This is a genomic window from Exiguobacterium sp. s163 (genome assembly GCF_018617135.1).
GTDB lineage: Bacteria > Bacillota > Bacilli > Exiguobacteriales > Exiguobacteriaceae > Exiguobacterium > Exiguobacterium profundum.
This window is the reverse complement of record NZ_JACSJN010000008.1, coordinates 73,702-91,737: the sequence shown is the minus strand read 5'-3', so window position 1 is coordinate 91,737 and position 18,036 is coordinate 73,702. Positions and strand designations below refer to the sequence as shown.

Annotated in this window: 8 protein-coding genes; all 8 read right to left on the bottom strand. The window is 36.6% G+C overall.

What is annotated here, in order from left to right:
• Positions 1-4 precede the first annotated feature (4 nt).
• The 8 genes from KNO71_RS16225 to drmA all read right to left on the bottom strand — a co-directional run bounded on the left by KNO71_RS16225 (position 5) and on the right by drmA (position 18,016).
• Positions 5-3,148, bottom strand: a complete 3,144-nt coding sequence (locus tag KNO71_RS16225) for a DEAD/DEAH box helicase (RefSeq protein WP_214689543.1) — start codon at positions 3,146-3,148, stop codon at positions 5-7.
• 49 nt (positions 3,149-3,197) lie between these two features.
• Positions 3,198-3,860 carry a hypothetical protein gene (locus KNO71_RS16220; protein WP_214689541.1) on the bottom strand — a complete coding sequence of 221 codons (663 nt, stop codon included), beginning with the start codon at positions 3,858-3,860 and terminating at the stop codon, positions 3,198-3,200.
• An 18-nt stretch (positions 3,861-3,878) separates the two neighbouring features.
• Positions 3,879-5,765 (bottom strand): BREX-3 system phosphatase PglZ, encoded by a 1,887-nt coding sequence (gene pglZ, locus KNO71_RS16215; RefSeq protein WP_214689539.1) that lies wholly within the window; start codon positions 5,763-5,765, stop codon positions 3,879-3,881.
• An 18-nt stretch (positions 5,766-5,783) separates the two neighbouring features.
• Complete coding sequence (locus KNO71_RS16210; RefSeq protein WP_353047667.1) at positions 5,784-8,543, bottom strand: DNA methyltransferase; 2,760 nt, start codon at positions 8,541-8,543, stop codon at positions 5,784-5,786.
• Positions 8,544-8,555: 12 nt separating this feature from the next.
• Positions 8,556-12,260, bottom strand: a complete 3,705-nt coding sequence (locus KNO71_RS16205) for a DUF6079 family protein (RefSeq protein WP_214689527.1) — start codon at positions 12,258-12,260, stop codon at positions 8,556-8,558.
• A 21-nt stretch (positions 12,261-12,281) separates the two neighbouring features.
• Complete coding sequence (gene brxF / locus KNO71_RS16200; RefSeq protein WP_214689525.1) at positions 12,282-12,731, bottom strand: BREX-3 system P-loop-containing protein BrxF; 450 nt, start codon at positions 12,729-12,731, stop codon at positions 12,282-12,284.
• Positions 12,732-12,864: 133 nt separating this feature from the next.
• Complete coding sequence (gene drmB / locus KNO71_RS16195; RefSeq protein ID WP_214689523.1) at positions 12,865-14,619, bottom strand: DUF1998 domain-containing protein; 1,755 nt, start codon at positions 14,617-14,619, stop codon at positions 12,865-12,867.
• Entirely contained in the window at positions 14,606-18,016 is a 3,411-nt protein-coding gene (gene drmA, locus KNO71_RS16190; protein ID WP_214689521.1) for a DISARM system helicase DrmA, read from the bottom strand. The genes drmB and drmA overlap by 14 nt, the downstream gene beginning before the upstream one ends.
• Between the last annotated feature and the right edge of the window lie 20 nt (positions 18,017-18,036).

Genomic DNA, 18,036 nt, shown 5'->3' with positions numbered 1-18,036 from the left:
CTAGTTACATTTTTCTTTCGGTTACAAAGCTAGATTGATCAATCAAGTAGACATAAACAGGTTTTGATAATGACTCAAACATATCACTATCAATGTTCGTATCTTTAGAAAGCAACACAATATATCTTCCATCACCATTTGGATACTCTGAGTAATAATCCACAATATCTAATGGATGAAATACATGTTTTATTTGACGACCATTTGTTAATTCATATTCTCGAACAAGCTGTTCGAATTTTTTAGGATTGATTCGAGAACTACTTTCAATTTCACTTAAAGGGTTAAATTCAAATTGCCCAATTAATTTAGGATAATCAATTTGAATCATACTTTGTCGATCAAGTTGTTCTAGCTTAATATATTTTATTTGATTAAGTGATTTTACTGATGCATTCAGTTTGTTCAATGTCTTAGAGTTAGTAGATGTCATATTAGATTGAAGTTGAAAAATTTGATCGTACAACTGATTGGTTTGTTCATCTAAAGATTTGCTAATAAACTCTCGCAATTTGAAGGTGTAAAGACTCTTCTTTTCTTCTAAAGGTTTTACTTCGGCAGTAATATAAGTCGTCAAAAAATCTACAACTTTCTCATCGTATGAAGCTTTATCGATAGTAGCTAAAGATAAGAAGTCACTTGTATACAACCAATTGTTACTCAAATGAATTAAAGTTCCATTTTTCTGTTCTCCAATCGTTAAAATTGTATTATACATTGTTTCTTCTTTACTATTTTTAAGTCTAATCTTGAAAACCCAAATGTTTTTTAAATTGAGTAGATTGTTATTAAACATATATTTTTGAGCAGGTAATTGAACTGCAGGCGTTTCCAGATAATCTAGCATCCATTTATAGAGAAAGTGAGACTTTGTAATCTGAGACAAATCATCAGATTCTTTTAAATCAAAAACCGAAAAAGGTGTTTCAATTGACCAGTTAAGACTGTCTTCATAGTTCTTCTTGAATGAGGGTGGTAAATAGGAAATTTGAAATTGTTTTTGACTTTCATCTAGAATGACGTTTTCTTGTTTCAGAGCTTGAATAATAAATTTTTGGTGAAGACCAAGAGGTACTCGATTGACTTCTGCAATCACTAAATCATCTTTTATCTTTTGTAAGTCATATTTTGAAGTTAAATAGCTCCAATGATCAGAAGCGTATTTAAGTTTAAGTTGTTCGTCATCTAATTGTTTATCAAGCTCGTTCACAAAATCAGATAGGTTTTTTCGAGATACAACAGTATCTTCCATAATGCGACTTAATGAGAAATCATTTCCTAACACATCGCCTAAAAAATCATATACACTGTTTTCCCCCAGATTTGATTTCATAGATTCCAGTTTCTCAAAAAGCTTTGTTAGAACATAGCCTTCACGCGTGTTATTTGCGACCATATTCACAATTAGTACGTCATTCTGCTGACCGATACGATGGATTCGACCCATACGTTGCTCCAATTTGTTAGGATTCCAAGGAATATCATAGTTCACAAGTTGATTACAGAATTGAAGGTTGATTGATTCTCCGCCAGCGTCAGTCGCGATCATAATTTGAGCATCTTTTTTAAAGTACTCAATCTGAGTTAAACGCTCTTTCATTGATTGGCTACCCTGTAAAATGGCAATATGATCAACATGAAATGACAGACGTTTTTTTAAAAAAGTTAAGGTGTCGACAGATTCAGTGAAAATCAATAATTTCTCTTCTTGATTTAATAATCCATCTGCGCCCAATAATAAATCTTCTAATTCAATGTATTTCCGTTCGGTATGATATCGTCGAAATTGTTTGATTTCTGAGATTAGTTCATGAACGATATTGAGTTCTTCCTGAATGCGATTTGTGTCAACAAATTCAATAATGTCATCAACTAAGTCTTCAGCTGAATTAAGGGTAAATTCGTCTTCACTTTTTTGTTGATAGGTTTTTATGACATTTGTCATTCGTTTTTTTCGATCACGTTCATTTAATTCTAAGTACAATGTTAATTTTTGAAGTCGTCTGTCCAGAGACTGTTCAATCGCAAACATCGATGAACTTAATCGTCGTTGTAAAATCATGAGTGCGAAAGTGGTGGCATTTTGCTTATTTGCCACTGCTTTATTATAGTAATCCTGCACGTAAGACGTTACAGAATTGTACAATTCGAGTTCTTCTTTACTTAACTCGTATTGAATGGTTTTCGTGACTCTTTTTGGAAATATACTTTTTCCGTTTAAATCAACCATGTCTTCTTTTAGTCGACGAACAATATACGGATTACTTGTTTGATTGAGTGCTTCTTCACTTAATGAATCGTGAAATACGAGAGGGTCAAGCAATTTTAAAAGTAGTCTATAATTTTGTGCATCACCTTTGTGAGGTGTTGCTGTTAGTAATAAAGCATGAGGGGTACGTTGAAGTAATTTTTCACCTAACGCATATAACTTAGTTTTCACGATTTTTTTACTATTCGTTTGATAGGCAGCCATTTTATGTGCTTCATCAATGATGACTAAATCAAAATCTGCTTCTAGTATTAACTTTTGAACATCTTCACGAGCTGCCCAGTTTAAAGAAGTTAAACAATGAGAGTGCTTCATAAAAGAATTTACTTTTTCTGTCGTTAATGTAGAGCGAGAAATAATAGTGAAGGTTTCATTAAACTTTTCGTTCATTTCTTGTTGCCACTGTGTAAGGACAAGAGGTGGTGCTAAGATTAATACACGCTTAAGATGATGACGAATTGTCAGTTCTTTTAAAAGCATCCCGGACATAATTGTTTTACCTGCACCAGGATCATCGGCAAGTAAGAAGCGGACCGGGGTTCCTTCTAAAAATTGATGATAGACAGCTTCAATTTGGTGAGGAAATGGCAATATTTTTTTAAAGTGTGACAAGTAATTTTCTTTAGCAAAATCTTCGCTTTTCAATAAGTGATAACTTAACAAGGGAAGAAGATCAGACCATTTTTCAGGTAAGTGCCCATACGAGGATTCAGTTCCAAGTAGTGAATCATTGCTTATAAGTTGATGATAGTACTGATTGGTTTGGAGACCGATTGCTTGTAAAGAGTGATACTGTTCTCCATATGGCTCGCACTTCAGTAGCTTTATTGGTTCTTCAAATAGTGGGATGTTAATAATTGTTCCGATTTGTATCGTCATAATATCCTCCAAAGAAAAAAGTCTTCTACAATTAACTGTAAAAGACTTTTTAGGCACGTTCAATGATGGTATCTCGAATAGTAGGAATAACTCGATAATTTTCTTCTTTCACATCTGCAATTGTAACATCATAGTGAAAAGGGAAGAAAATCGAATTGTATTCGAGCGTTTCTTTCGAAATGGAAGAATGATTTACAGATTGCATTAACACTTCAATCATTAGAGCGATATGAAATTTGAAATCAATTTCACAGACAACCTTAGAGTAAATCCCGATCTTAGGACGATCGATTAAATTCCAATAGTATAAAGTAGACAAAACAGAAGCAACAGCTACTTCAACCCGACGTCGGTTTCCGTATATTGATTTTAAATGGTGCTGAATTTGACGAGTAGTCACATGGTCATGAAGTCGAAATTGTTTTCCGATGTATTCTACAGTATCTCTAAAAAACGGATAAGCGAGACATGACAAAGCATAGTAGTAAAATGCTTGATTGGAAGTAGAGAAAGAGTGATAGCGGAACAGCGATTCGTCATCTTGATCGGATAGGGTACGATTCAAGATACTTTTAATTTGATCTTTTGTTTCTTTCCCTTTTATGAACAACGATAAGTCATCATTCAATGTATAGGTTGGATCTTGTCTCATATGAATATAAAAGTGAACATATTCAGGACGTATAGGTTTAATGAAGCCAATTGGATTCATAAAGAGCCTCTCTTTCATTCATTTGCGTGTTAATTGAACAAACGGAACAATCACTTCTTCAATATGAATACCGCCATGGGTCACAATGCGTTCATTCTTTGTGATGAAAGCGGAATTACCACTCGCAAGTAATGGATAGATTGTAGGCGGCAGTCCTGAAGAATTCCATTCAATTGAAGATGAGTGTTCTACATGAGTTCGTTCTCGAATTAACATAGTATCATAATTTCGAACGCGCTGCCCTTTTGTGTTCGCAAGAATTCCTTCATTGATTCGTCCAGTTCCAGTAGCTTCAATATGACCGTGGTCAGCTGTAAGATAGATCTCGTATCCTGATTGATGTAAATCCTGAAGCAAAGATAGAAGATATCCTCCTTGGATCCAAAGTTGAGTTTCTCGAAACACTGAAACAAGTCCTTGTATTGCACTATGCATGAATCGATCAATCACATCAATGACACAACCATATACACGGGCATAAGGAGAATTGAGACTTAGGATAGATTCTGTTGTATACTCTTCGAGCCCAAGGCTACGCTGATAAAAAATTTCATTTTGCTGATAACCATCTTCAATCCAAAAAGATTTCCATAGTTGAGCTTCTTTGTTTGTTGTCGAAAAGCTATCTGCAAATGCACGGGGCTCTTTACCAGAAAAAATAGCCTGTCGCGAAACATTGGTTAGGGTAGGCACCCATGAGAAAACACTGTGCTCTTCAAACGACCACCCTTCTTTTAATAGAGTTGGCTTTATGACTTCCCACATCGTAAAACTCATTCCGTCCATCACGATTAACGCAATTTTATCTGCTGAAGATTTTGAAAGGAAATGAGGAATTTGATGAGACAGTTTTGGCGATGGCACATTTGGTAAAGAGCGCAAAGATTCGAAACTAGAAGTAAGCCAATTTTCAAAGTGGGTGTTTGCTACTTTGATATTTTCCTCAGCCTCAATAGAGAACGATAAATCGTTTAAAAGATAAGAGGCACGTACTTTCCCGATTTGTTCTCCAAACATTTTCCAATCATTTAGTTCAAAAGCTTGATAATTTGAAATCGGTAATTCAGAAAGTGGTATTGCATCTGCTGATTGTTTGCTTTGTTCGATGAGGAGCAGTTGAATCTCAGCTGGATATCTTTTTTTGTTTTCTACTGGCAACTTTGTTAACTGGGCCATAATCTCAGGACGCAGATAAAAAGATAATCCAGGAAAAGTAACTTCATAAAAAGATGAATTCTCTTTTTGCATCATGTCATATTGAGCAATATCATTCATAAATTGTTGATTTAACAACTTACGCAACTTTACTTGAGACTCAAACAATCCTTGATGAGATGTCCAAAGTGGTGATAAAGAGTGAGCTTCCTTCAAGAATGTTTGGAATTGAGCTGGAAAATCTCCACGAGATTCATAGAATGATGCTACGTATGCATAGAACTCATACGGATGACTAAAATATCGTTTTAAATCAATATCGTACAGCTTGTTGAATAAATAGATCATCGACTTTTCATAGGATTGAATCGTTTTAGGCATGTGCTCGTGTGCATCTAATACTTGAAGTAAATCCTCGCTATTAAATTGCTGTAAAGCAGATTCATTTAAATGAGGAAAAAGTAGTCCCCAAGTAATAGTAACTTGAAGACTACTTTCTAAAATATCAAAAGGGACAGAAGAAAAATCTTGAGAAATGACTAAAAGGAACGGTCCCTTTTGGTTGCTCAAACGAAATGTTTCATAGGCAAGTCGAATTGCTATCGGATCGTCTGCCACATGAACGGTATAACCTAGATTGGTTACCATATTTCGAAAAGGCGGTGAGTTAAATAACTGATCCATGTCTCGAACGACATAATACGGATTAGATTGAAGCAGAAATGACTGTATGCGATGTAAGTTATTCATCGTTTCCTACATCTCCTGTCATAGCCCTAGTTTAATCTGGGCGTTGTCGAAGTACATAAGAAGTTTATCATCTTCTTGAATAACGGTTTCAGGCAAACGATTACCAACGTCGACAATTGTTTGATAGTCTTTTTCGCTCCATGCTTTTTTAAAGCCTGCTCGAATTGCTTCAGTACGGAATTCTTTTAGTTTCTTTTTTGATTTTGTCATTTCATCGACGTAAAGATTGAATTCTCGTAAAAGTGATTTTTCACGAAGTTTCTCAAGGTCTGCTTGTTTATTTGGATCCGGAACGTACCAGCGATTCATGGCTTTTTGTTTAATCTTTTCATCAGTAGGTTCAAGACCGCGGAGGTCAGGATAGTTTCTTCGGAAGTATGAAACTATCTGTGTTGGAACTTCAGGTTCATTGTCGTAGCGTAAAAAGTTTTGTGCCAATAAATCATCTAATTCAGGTAGTTTTTCATGCTTTGCAATGTGTTGAATTTCTTTCATAAATCTAGGTTGAAGATCTTGACGAGTTTGAGGTGTTTTTAATAGTTGTTGACGTATCCATTCAATAGCACTGCTTTCTTCAGAAATAAACAAAGAGGTTTGGAAGACTTCTTTAAAAGATGCTGAATATTTATCATATTGAGTGACTTGATTATCTAAAAATATCATTCCATCTCTTAGAGGAAATCTTTGTGTCAATTCTTTTTGATATTCTGCAGAAGAAATAGGTACTGGAAGATTATTTTGTATATGATAAGCTACCATTCTATCAAATAATATTCTAGGAGTACGTTCTATAATATAGTCATTTTGTAAAGAGTTTTTATGAATTAGAGGCAATTTCTCAAGATGTTGCGATGTAAACACCCATGCCGACTCAATACTATTAGATGTTTGCTGAATGTTTTTTATATCTTCATTAAGCGGTTTATATGCAGAAATAACTAAATCCTGTTTGACAGCTGTAGCAGAAGTCACCGCTTTAAAGCTTCCCATTTTTTTGTCAAGAGCGGCTACATTAGCTATTATAAATCCTGCTTTTTGTATCGAATCTTGTATAGAGTTCCAAATACTAGCTTTAGAGTTACTAAATTCTACTGTAATCCATCGCCCAGGTTTCAATACTCTATAATACTCTTTAAAGCTTTGTTCCATTAATTTTTGGTATGAATTTATCTTTTTATTCTGAGATTTATTGATTATGGCTTCAGGTTTGTTGTTCGTCTTAACTCTAATCCAGGATTCCCATAAAAAACTAAGCTCAGAATACATTATGTTTGCTCCAAACGGAGGATCAGTAAATACATAATCTATTGTGTTATCTTTAATATTTGTATGTGACTGTGAGTGTAGAGATACTACGTTATTTTTATTTTTTGCGAGAAATGCTAATTTTAGTTTTTTAACTTTATTCTTATAAGCTTCAAATATATTAGATTCTGCAACTCTTGAACCAATATAGAGCGTACCGCTTAATGGATTGTATGGAAAAGAAACTTCAGGACGATATCGATTAAGTTTAGACAAGTTTACAAGGTGGCTAGTAAACAACAATAAAAGTTGGTCTCGATAGGGACTGACAGAAATACGTTCGTGTAGCTTAGAGAGCAAAAATAAATTGCGTTTTGTATAAAAATGTTGAACGTGAGTGTATCCAATTCTGTCATTCCTTCTAGATTCATCGCCTTCAGGCATTCTGTCAGTTGGATACCAGGAATCGAGTGGTAAATTATTTATTCGATTAATTATTTCATTATCTGTTTTTGAAATTTTTTTAAGTTTGTTTCTATTATTCTCTTTATAGCAAATCATTACTGGTAATGTTTTAATACATTTTACATTTTGATTCAATGCTTCATCGAAAAAATATTCCCATGATCGATTTAATTCTTTTTTAGTTAAATTTATTTTGCAATTAGGGCAACTAAAGGAATCTAAGACTTTATTATTTTTATCGTCTGTAGCATCATAGTGAAAAATTATATCTGATTCACATTGGGGACATGAAAAGACATCACTCCAAACTGTATAACTAATAGTATGATGTTTTTGAGTGTTTTCATCTAGCGTTTGATACATCCAACCATATTCATCTTCTAATTCAAAAATTATTTTTAAAGCTTCTTTCTCGAAATCCTCACTATTTAATGGGGTGTTATAATTTTTGGAGATAAAGGTAGCTATAGGTGACAAATCTCCCAAAATCACGTTCCGATTCCCATAGGAAATTTCTTTAGAATGATTTAGAAGTGATTTTTGTTTTAATTGTTCCACCGTAGCTTCTTGATTAGCCATTATAGACGCTACACCTGTCATACCAGTGCCAGAAAAGCCATCGTAAACAATATCTCCTGGATTTGTATAATGTAATAAGTAATTTAAAATCGCTTTGGGTGGGACTTTCGTGTGATAAGAATGTGCATTGTAAACGGCATCGTTTTTCCCTTCACTAACGTCACTAGTAAATGGCTCAACTTTATAAATATCATTTGAAAATTCTTTATAATATTCTTGTTTCTGCAACTCCCATTCCTGAATAAATTCATTCAGCCATGGATTAGGGCAAGCTGTATAATATGGCGGATCAGAAAGAGCGATAATGTCTTCATCTTCACCAATTGGGAAGCCCTCAATTTGTTTTAACTCAGGTAATTTTTTGCGTAGTTCTTCTTTAAAATAAGCTCTTCTTTCGTTATCATTTTTAAATGTCAAACCGAGACAAACGACAGGCTCATCGTTTGTCTCGCTTCCTGTAGAAAATGACAATTGCTCGTGTTCAGACATCATAATTCTCCTTTACTTCTTCAACAATACGCGAATACTTTGTGAGGATCGGTTTCCAATCTTTTCACTTAATAATTGCTCAAATTGATTTTTCATTTCAGGAATGGTAAGCGGGCTACCATGTGCCATCATGTTCTCAAAATCTTCTAATGTGAATTCAACTTTTGTAATTCCAGAGAGTAATTCACTCACTGTTTGCAAAAACGAAATTTCAATCGGAGATTGTAATTTTCTAGACGAAATAAAATCCTGAATTTGTTTTTGCTGTGTGTCTTTTAGTAATGAAACGTTTTGTTGAATGTCTTGCGATGATAGGGTTTTAGCAAGTTCTTCAATCCAATGATCATATAGAGTTTGAAGTCTTTCATCTGCTTGAGTTAAAGCTCGTTTGTCAATATGCTCTTCTTGATTCATTCGGTACTTACAATTGCATAATGGATTTCTTTGTAGCTGTTCCTCAGTTGCTTCGTAGCAAGGCATCAAATTCAGTAGCTGTTGCTTCCAGTGATTTAATTGAGAACTTTGATAGATCGAAATCCGTTCTGCTAATGACTCTAAGTCTCTAAGTCTTTGATCATTTAACAAGTTCTGTTTTTGAGCATTTTCAGTAGCTGTAAGTCGTACTTTAGAATGCGCTAGTAAGTACTTTTGAATATAGCTTTCCTTTAGTTGTTCTAATCGTCTTTTAATAGAATCAATATTCGTTCCGTCTCGCAATGCTTGTCCCAGTTCAACGACTGTAATCTCAACTTGATTGTTCCATTCAGAGTCTAAAGATTCTGCTGATTGAGCCAAGTCTAAATAATGGAGCAATGGTTGCAATTGATTAACATTGGAGAAAAGTTCATTGAGTTTTGCGTTTACTTTCAGAGCTTCCTCTTGCTTTTTAATGTTTTCTTCACTGAATCTCAAGTTATTCAATTTAGCTTTTGTATTATAGCGTTGTAACGTTTCTGCAAACTCTTTATGTTTGTTTAGAATACTTTGATTTTCTTGAATCTCTCGTGAAGGGAGAATTGATTGACCTTTAATTTGAAGTCCATCTCTTAACTTTTGATTCACTTCAAGGATGTTTTTAATGATCTCTGACGTTTTCTCATTTAGCTTTTTAATAAAGCGTTGAAGTGTTTCTTCTTCAAAATTAGATAATGGGATCATATATAAGTCACTTAATGCTTTGATTGCAGCGGTTGGAAGCCCAGATGGTTTTCGAATATGACTAAATCCTGTTTGGAGACTTATATCTAGCTTCATCCACTCACTGTAGTTCATTGCATCATACGTTTTACCGTCGATTGTAATTTCAATTTTGCCTGCTTGTAACATAGCCCCGAGCAATACAACAAAAAGTTCTGGTTCCATGCGAAACTCTTTCGTATAACGAATATCTTCAGTTCCTTTAATGCGCTCAGTAACAATTATTTCGTCATAATTGATGACTTGACCATTCTCTTTATTATCTAATAATTGTTGTAGCCACTCGATATATCCAGAGTGACTGGTTGTAAATTGATTTTTACTGTCTAGTAAGATAAAACCAGATAATAATTCTTCGCCCATCTTTTGAGGCTCACCGTTAATCATTTGTAACGCTTTGAATACATATTGCCGCATGTTTTCAAAAGTTACTCCTGGATAAATTCGTCCAAATGAAGGGTAATCGGGATATTTTTTAGAGAACCAATCGGTCAATAGCGATTCTGCAGATGCATCAATTAATTTCTTGACTGAAACTGTATTTAACATATACGGAATCGTATCAGCAATTACTGCTTTTTTCCCTTGATAAATAACCTGAACAGTTTGATTAAACTGCTCAGTTAATCGTCTTACTAATTGACGACGATACGTGTCAATTTTAGACGTATACAACTTCTTTGTACCGGATGAAGCATCGAGTGCTAAGTCTTGAGATGCAGCATAAAGTTTTAACAAGCGATCAAATTCACTGTCGCTACGATCGTATTCAAAGAATAATTCGTCAGGTTTTTGTTCATCTTTGAATAAACGTTTCTCATAGGGAGGCAGCATATATAAATAGAAGTCACGTTCTGGTTGTGCTGTCGAGCGTTCGTTTGGAGCTCCGAAGAATAGATAACCCTTACGTTCAATACGGTTAGCTTCCCACATTAATTGATAACTCCAAATTTTAACGTTACTAATGTAGGTGTTATCGTCTAGTTCCAACGTCTGTTGAAGCAGGTCAAAATAGTAACGATCCAACTTGTTATTTTCAATCGTCTCAGCTTGAGCTTGAATTAGACTGTCCACGTCGATGTCTTTCTTTAAATCCAAATAATACTGGCCGTTACTTTCATTTGTTGAAATGTACTGGTAACTTACAGTTTTTTGGATTTCTTTTAATGCTGCCTCAACATTGGTTTTCAAAAAATCTGATGGGTCGTCTTCTTCTAATAAGAACTCAATATTTACAGGTGGCAGGAGAAATAACTCATCACGTAAACGCTCAGGTGTTAGTCCAACTTTATCGTTAATGTCGTCGGTCGTTAAACGATCAACAGCTAACGCATTAATAATTCGAAACGCAGTCTGCTGGTAGCTGCGCTTTTTAGTTTCTGGAAACGACTGATCAATCGCTCGATACAAAGTTTTATGTTTACTCATTACATCACGAATATGCTGATCTGACTTGTTTGTGGCATTCGATTCAATGTATGTCCAGTAGCTATCGTATGAAATCAAACCTGGATTATGTTCATTCAATGGTTGATTAATGATTTTTTTGATTTCTGCACTAATTGTTTGAAGTGCGATTCGCTTTTCAACTAGGTTTACACTTTCAAAAGCAGTCAGATAGGCAGGGTGGATTGGGAACAAGTTAACGTATGTTTCTATATCTTCATTTAAACGGTGGTACAGTTTTGTGAATTGTTTAAGATGTTCACGGATATACGACTTTTGTTCATCTGTCTTCTTTAAAAGACGTTCTGAAACAACAAACGCAATATCTTCACGGATAATACTTATTTGAACGAAGCGTTGACTAATTCTTTGAAGTGAGTCAGCTACAAAACTAAAACGTGCGTTTCCGTATAACATTTCTTGAATACCAGCCATGAAGCGTAGTCGAGTTTTTGAACAGGTTTCTCCGATTTCGCGTAAGAAACCTAAATCAAGTGTGAGTTCCTGTTCTTTACGTCCACGTAGGTAATCTAATAATTCATCGATGACGAGAAGAAGTCCTTGGTCTGAATATTTTTCATTGAATAAGCCCATCATTTCTTCAAGTGCAATTTTATTGTTAGCTATCTTCATGTCTGAGGGGAACTTATAATCGATTCCCCAGTCAGATAGATGAGTCTCCATAGCATCAATTAAAATATCACGTAAAGGGGTTTGAACCGAACCGATTTCGATTCGAATTACTTTAAACTTCCCTTCGATATCTTTTGCTTTAGTAGCAACTTTTTCATTAGTGATATATTGGCTGGAGTTCTCACGCTCCGCTAACGTAGAAACAACACTCATTAAGTGTGATTTACCGGTCCCATAGTTACCGACGATAAAAAGACCTTTGTTTTCAAGTGGGCGTTCGAATTGAATGTGCTCAATAATTTCATCTGCTAACTGATCTGCCATACGCTCAGAAATGACATATGATTGAAGCATTCCTTTGGCATAGTCTTCTTCATTAGCATCAGTCAGTTTAATGATTGATTCGATTGGTTCAAATTGAAGTAAATCTTTATATAGCATAAGAGGCACTCCTTCAGTTTTTTATAAAATCCATTCTTCAGTTGCTGTGTACTTGAAGTATTCAGGATGATTTGGCTTTGCATACATTAAGGTTTGGTCACTGACTATTCCTCGCCAAGCAATAATCAACGTATGGTTTTTACTCAACTGTTTTAACATTTGGAATGGATTTGTTTTTAAGCTAGGTTCGAATAAGACTTCAATACGATCGATACAAATGATCTTGTTATGTTGTTTTTGAATGAGATTTTCCATTATGTCTGTCACTTTGAACGGTCGACGTTTAAGTGGAATGTCGAGTAAAGCCAAGGATAATTCTATCCCTAAATTTAAATAGCCTGTCTCGAAGTTTTTAGCATAGTAAGAAATAGTATTTCCATGTAAGTACTCATTCACATACATAAGTTTGTAGTATTGATTAGTTACTTGCGGGAGACTGCTTTGAATTTTTTCGACAGTGCTTAAATTCATGAGAATCCTCCCTTATGTTGTCTAATGCAACTTATAATACTAACACACATTTTTATAATGCTCATAAGGACATCAGCTGTTGCCGATGTCCTTATTATAGTAAACAAATAAGCGATTAGCATTTAAAAAAATGTTATAGGTTAAAGAACGCAAGATGATCATCCGATAACTTTGGATGAAGTGTCCGCCGATCTAACAGTTCATTGTTCCATTCACAAGACGTCTCACTTAAGAACAGACAACAATGACATGCTGCAGCTTTACGATCTTGTCCACCTTCAAGGCAAGTCGGGTCTGAGGAGCAGTACTCTGTCAATTCAATGGCACGCTTTAACATCAATGACATCTTCTCTGGCTTTGCGAGTTCAATTAATCCTCCTAAACTGCTTTCAGAGTCACCTTCGGCAGTATGGATTAATACAGAGGCAGCCCCATTCTCAAAATATAATCGTTCTCGTAAAGAGGTAGAAGAATAACCACTCGTTTCAGCAAACGCTCGAATTAAAGCGTGAGCAAATGTGTGAAGCAAGATGTGACGCGGATATAATTCGATCTCAGCTTGGTCACGTTTCAGACGTTTTTGTTGAAATCTTGCTAACTGACTTTCAAAGATACGCTTTACAGAGTCGCGACTTTCCCATTCTTCAATCATCTCTGGATTTAATTCAATAAATATCCCTTCTCCAAAAATTTCGATTCCTGGATACCAGTTTGTATGATTTTTAAAGATGGAAACACCATCTCCTGCTTTACGTTCGACGAATGAATCGGCATATTTCAAACGATTAAAACTAGTCAAGGCACGGACTTCGCGCATCAAATCTACACGAGTAATGTGACTGATGTAGTCTGTCCAGTCTTCGGGAACAGGCACCCGCTCCGCTTGGCAATCTTTTTCTTGGAGTGGCGCAGTTTTCGTATGCTTCCATGCACTAAGTTCACGTTGCTTAATAGAACCAAAAGAAATGTCGTCTAATTGTCGATTAGAGTCTAAGTAATGAACTCCTTTTTGAATATCATTTTCTGTCCAGTCTCCGTCACTCAATATACCTTTCAACATAACGATTTTTTGTTCTGAGGAAAAATTTGACCATGTATTTTTAAATAACTCATATTTTTTATCGATTTCTTGATAAATCGCTTCAGAACTTGCTGTTTTGAGTGGGAGTGTAATCACACTTTGGACATTTGGAATGTGTAGTTTTGTCTCTCCACGCAAAGCCACTGTCATTTCAGCATCGCAAGTTTCGGCTTGATGATGTAAAACCCATGGTTTGGTTCCAGCGCATTTTTTACCCGTGACACGTTCGAGCTCTCCTTTTTCTTTAATCCGTGCTAAAGAAACGGGAGGTGCTTCGCAATTCGTGCATATAATTCGCATGGTTTTGTAAGAACTCGATAGCGTCCCCTTATCTGTCATCAATCGTAAACGTGGCTTATCGCAAACGTTATGTTCTTGATGCGCCCACTTTACCCAAGGGAAATCGCTAATGTGTCCCTTACGACAAACCGTTACAAAACGCATCGGCGCATATTTTACTCCAAGTGGTTCACACTTTGGATTCGTACAAAATGTGCGTCTCGGTTGATCCGTCATAGAACCACAATTCGGACAAAAACGCCAGATCGGAAATCGTGATACTTTCGTTCGGATTGCTTCAGGGTTGCTGTTTAGTAGGCGAATCGGCTTCTGATTGAAAGCGCTCATGACAGCATCATGATCTTCCTCTCGGATTTGACCGTATTTAAACTTCCATTGATCCACTGCGTTCGTAATGAAACTACCATCTGGTAAATCTACGATCGCTCCCGGTCCAAAGTGATGAAGTAATTGAGCCGCTCGAATTGAGCCACGTTGATAAGAATGCTTTGAATCACCAGCTGTCATAGCGATTGACCTCCTCTTCCACTTTAATTTCAGGTTCTACACTACGTAAAGAAGTGAGTGCAAACATCGCCTCGTGAGTATAAGGTGTTTCTTCAAAGTACTTCAACAAATGGTGTGACGTATTCATCGGTCTACCGTTCACAATTTTTTGTCGATAGGCTAGTTCGTGATTTGTACGATTAGCGAGTGATTCCCATGTATCTAACACTTCACTGACGAGCTGACGAGTTTCTGTTTCTGAACAATCATAGACGGATTTAGCTCGAGCGACGAAGCGATCAATCATCGAAGCATCTACGGCATCTAAGTTAAATTGACCTGCGCTATTGGCTTTTGAAATAGGAGGCGAGGTCATCGTTTGACGAATTAATCCCACGAGAACACCAGTAATTCCACGTTTTAATGCACCTTTGGAAAATGGTGTGACACTTGTAGGTTCGACATATTGATAGAACGACTGATGAAATGATTTGAACTGCTCAAAGTGGAACAAATCGCGTGTCCGTTGAGGATTCAGAATTGTCACGACAAGACCAGGGTGTTGACGCCCAACTCGGCTTGTAGCTTGAATATACTCAGCAGTTGTCTTCGGTTGACCATGCACAACCATTAAGCCGAGGCGGTTGACGTCAACTCCAACTGAAATCATATTTGTACAGAGAACTGCATCCAATACTTCATCATTCTCAAATGATCGTTCCATTCGAGCTAATAATTCAGGAATTTCCTGTGCTTTTTTGCGACTCGTTAACTCTTCGAAATCGAGTAATGGTTTTTCAATTTCATTCGCTTGAAGATACGTCCGAATCTCATCATAAAACATCGTATTCGTACCGGCCAATTCACGAATTGTATTGAAATACCCAACGACGGTCCAATACGGATCGAGTTCAGCCTGCTTCTCTTGTTTTCGTGTCGCGGCAATCAATGCTCCGTATACGTTCACCGTATGGATTTTCATACTGACGCCTGGCGAAGAAACTCCTACATACAGACGTCCTGGCTTCTCATCAATCGGAACTGTTTTAGAGAAAAATGAGTCGTCAGGTGATTGAATATAGACAGGGAATTGATTTGCCGGACGGTCATAAAGCCCTCGAATCTGAGATTCTGCCCCACTGATTGTAGCAGTTGAAGCTACTATTTTTGGTTTTGATTCCCCAAAGCCCATGAGCTCGTCAATCACAAACTCATATAATCCTGTTAAAGAACCGAGCGGACCATTTAATAGATGTAGCTCATCTTGAATCACGAGATCCGCAGGTGGGAGCCAAGCCTGTTGCTGAGTCAAATCTTGTGTCGGAGAATCACCTATAAACTTATTGCTAGAGGCTCGATAGGATGATTTGCGACCAAACAATTCGCCAATTCGTGGTTGCCAAGCGATCTGTGCTAGTTTATCGACTGTTCCAATGACAAGTGACGGTAAATGGTCATAAATCGCCTCGTCAATCGTATAAGCTGGTATACCACTATGAAACGTACATCTTGCCTTCGGACATTTGATTGCCGCTTTACTCCGATCGACAGAATAGCATCGTACAGTTAACTTCTCACCACACCAAGGACAATGGCTAAGTTGCATCGGGTTTCCGACTTCACCGTTCTCGAGAGGCTCGTTACTTTCTAGTTTTTGAAGGGCAATTTTTGCATCATCATAATTATTTGGCGTAGATGCACTTCCGATCCAAAGTCCAATTGAAAACGGGACGGTGCCTAGATCTGCTAATTGAATATCAGAAATCTGTTTTGAGTAAGTATCTTCGTGTCGACGAATTGCTTCCATGGCACAAATAAGAAGTGTCGCGCGTTGGAACTGTTGAATAGTTAGTAGGCGAAGTGTATAGCGCATCATGACACTCATGCCACCATAACTCATTGGATTGCTCACATCATTCTTTAAGCGGCGGACAAACATCACAAACGCTGCTAGACCGAGATAAGCTTCCGTTTTACCTCCACCAGTCGGAAACCACAGTAAGTCGACAAGCTGACGGTCTTCATGTTGCTCGTCAAAACTACTAGGTAAGTTCATGAGAATAAAGGCTAACTGGAATAAACGCCATTCGCTTTTAACGGGTTCAAAATCATATCGTCCTGTTTCTTTATAGACCGAGGCATGGATTCCTTGCTCGCGTTGAATATGCATCGCTAAGTTCGAGAGTCTGAAACCGGTCCATGCTTTGTCGTTCGTCTCCAAAAGACGAATGCCATCGTACATACGCGAGCAAGTTTCTTTTGCTTGTTCAACTTGTTGTAAAAGTAAGGATTGATCCATTTTGCTAAGTCCATCTAACTTCGTTGATTCCTTTTTAATCCATTCCATATACGCATCTGGTAATTTGTTTAATCTAGAGATTACTTCATCTTTAGGTTGTTTAGCCAAATCAAGCATATTAAACGATGTATCTGTCAAACGTTGATGCTCAACAAGTGGCACTTCTTCTTTTGGTAACCATGTGGTTGTGAAGTGGTAGGTTGTATCATCGACAGACCAATCTGTACCGATTTGGTGACCGATAATTGGTACGGTTCGTTCGCGATATAAGAAGTTTATTAAGTTATTCATACCATAAGCAGGACGAGGCACAATCGACTGCTTATTAATGCTAAACGATAGTTGCGGTTGGAAGATGATTTCGTCTTGTCTCGGAAAACGATTAGTTGAACTCAAATCCAAGCTATGGACGAGATAAATACTAATGTCTAATCCTGATTTACCTGAGCGAACATACCATTTTAAAAGTAGGTTTGAATCTAAGTCGACTGACAGTTCACCACTTTGTTTTAAATCAAGTGAGATAGTTTTTGAGAACGGACGCCGCTTGTAATGAAAAGAACTATCTTCTTCTACGGATTCATAACGAGCCCAACTGATGTGACAAGTTAGTGGGGTAATGTCATTTAAAATGAAACTAACGCCCATGCTTGAATTACGGAATTGGTCTTGAGAAGTAATGATTTCTTCAATGGCTTCACCTTCAACAGTAATGCCTTCAACTTCATTTAAAGATTGATCCGTTTCCTCTTCATGAATGACGTTCGATGAGGCACCATATGGAAAAAGGCGACCGGTCAAATAGTAAGAACTTGGTGCCGCTTTGAGTGTTTCATGTTCACCATTTTGTGGCCCTATCAGTCTTTTTTCTAGATTCTCAACGAGTGCAATTCGTTGTTTAGGTGTAAAGGCTTTAGCTTGTGTAGATTGCTTCTTCTGACTAATTAATTGAAGAGTTTCCTCATTCATTTGAATTTGCGATTGATGTGTTAATATCTGTCGAAGTTGTCGCAAATCGATGAACTCATCTTCAAGTAAATCTAATACCTCATCAATCGAGGCTTGTTGATTATCTTTACCTGATAAAAAATTAACTAGGCTTTGGATAATATCATTCATTATTTTGCCCCTTTCTTATA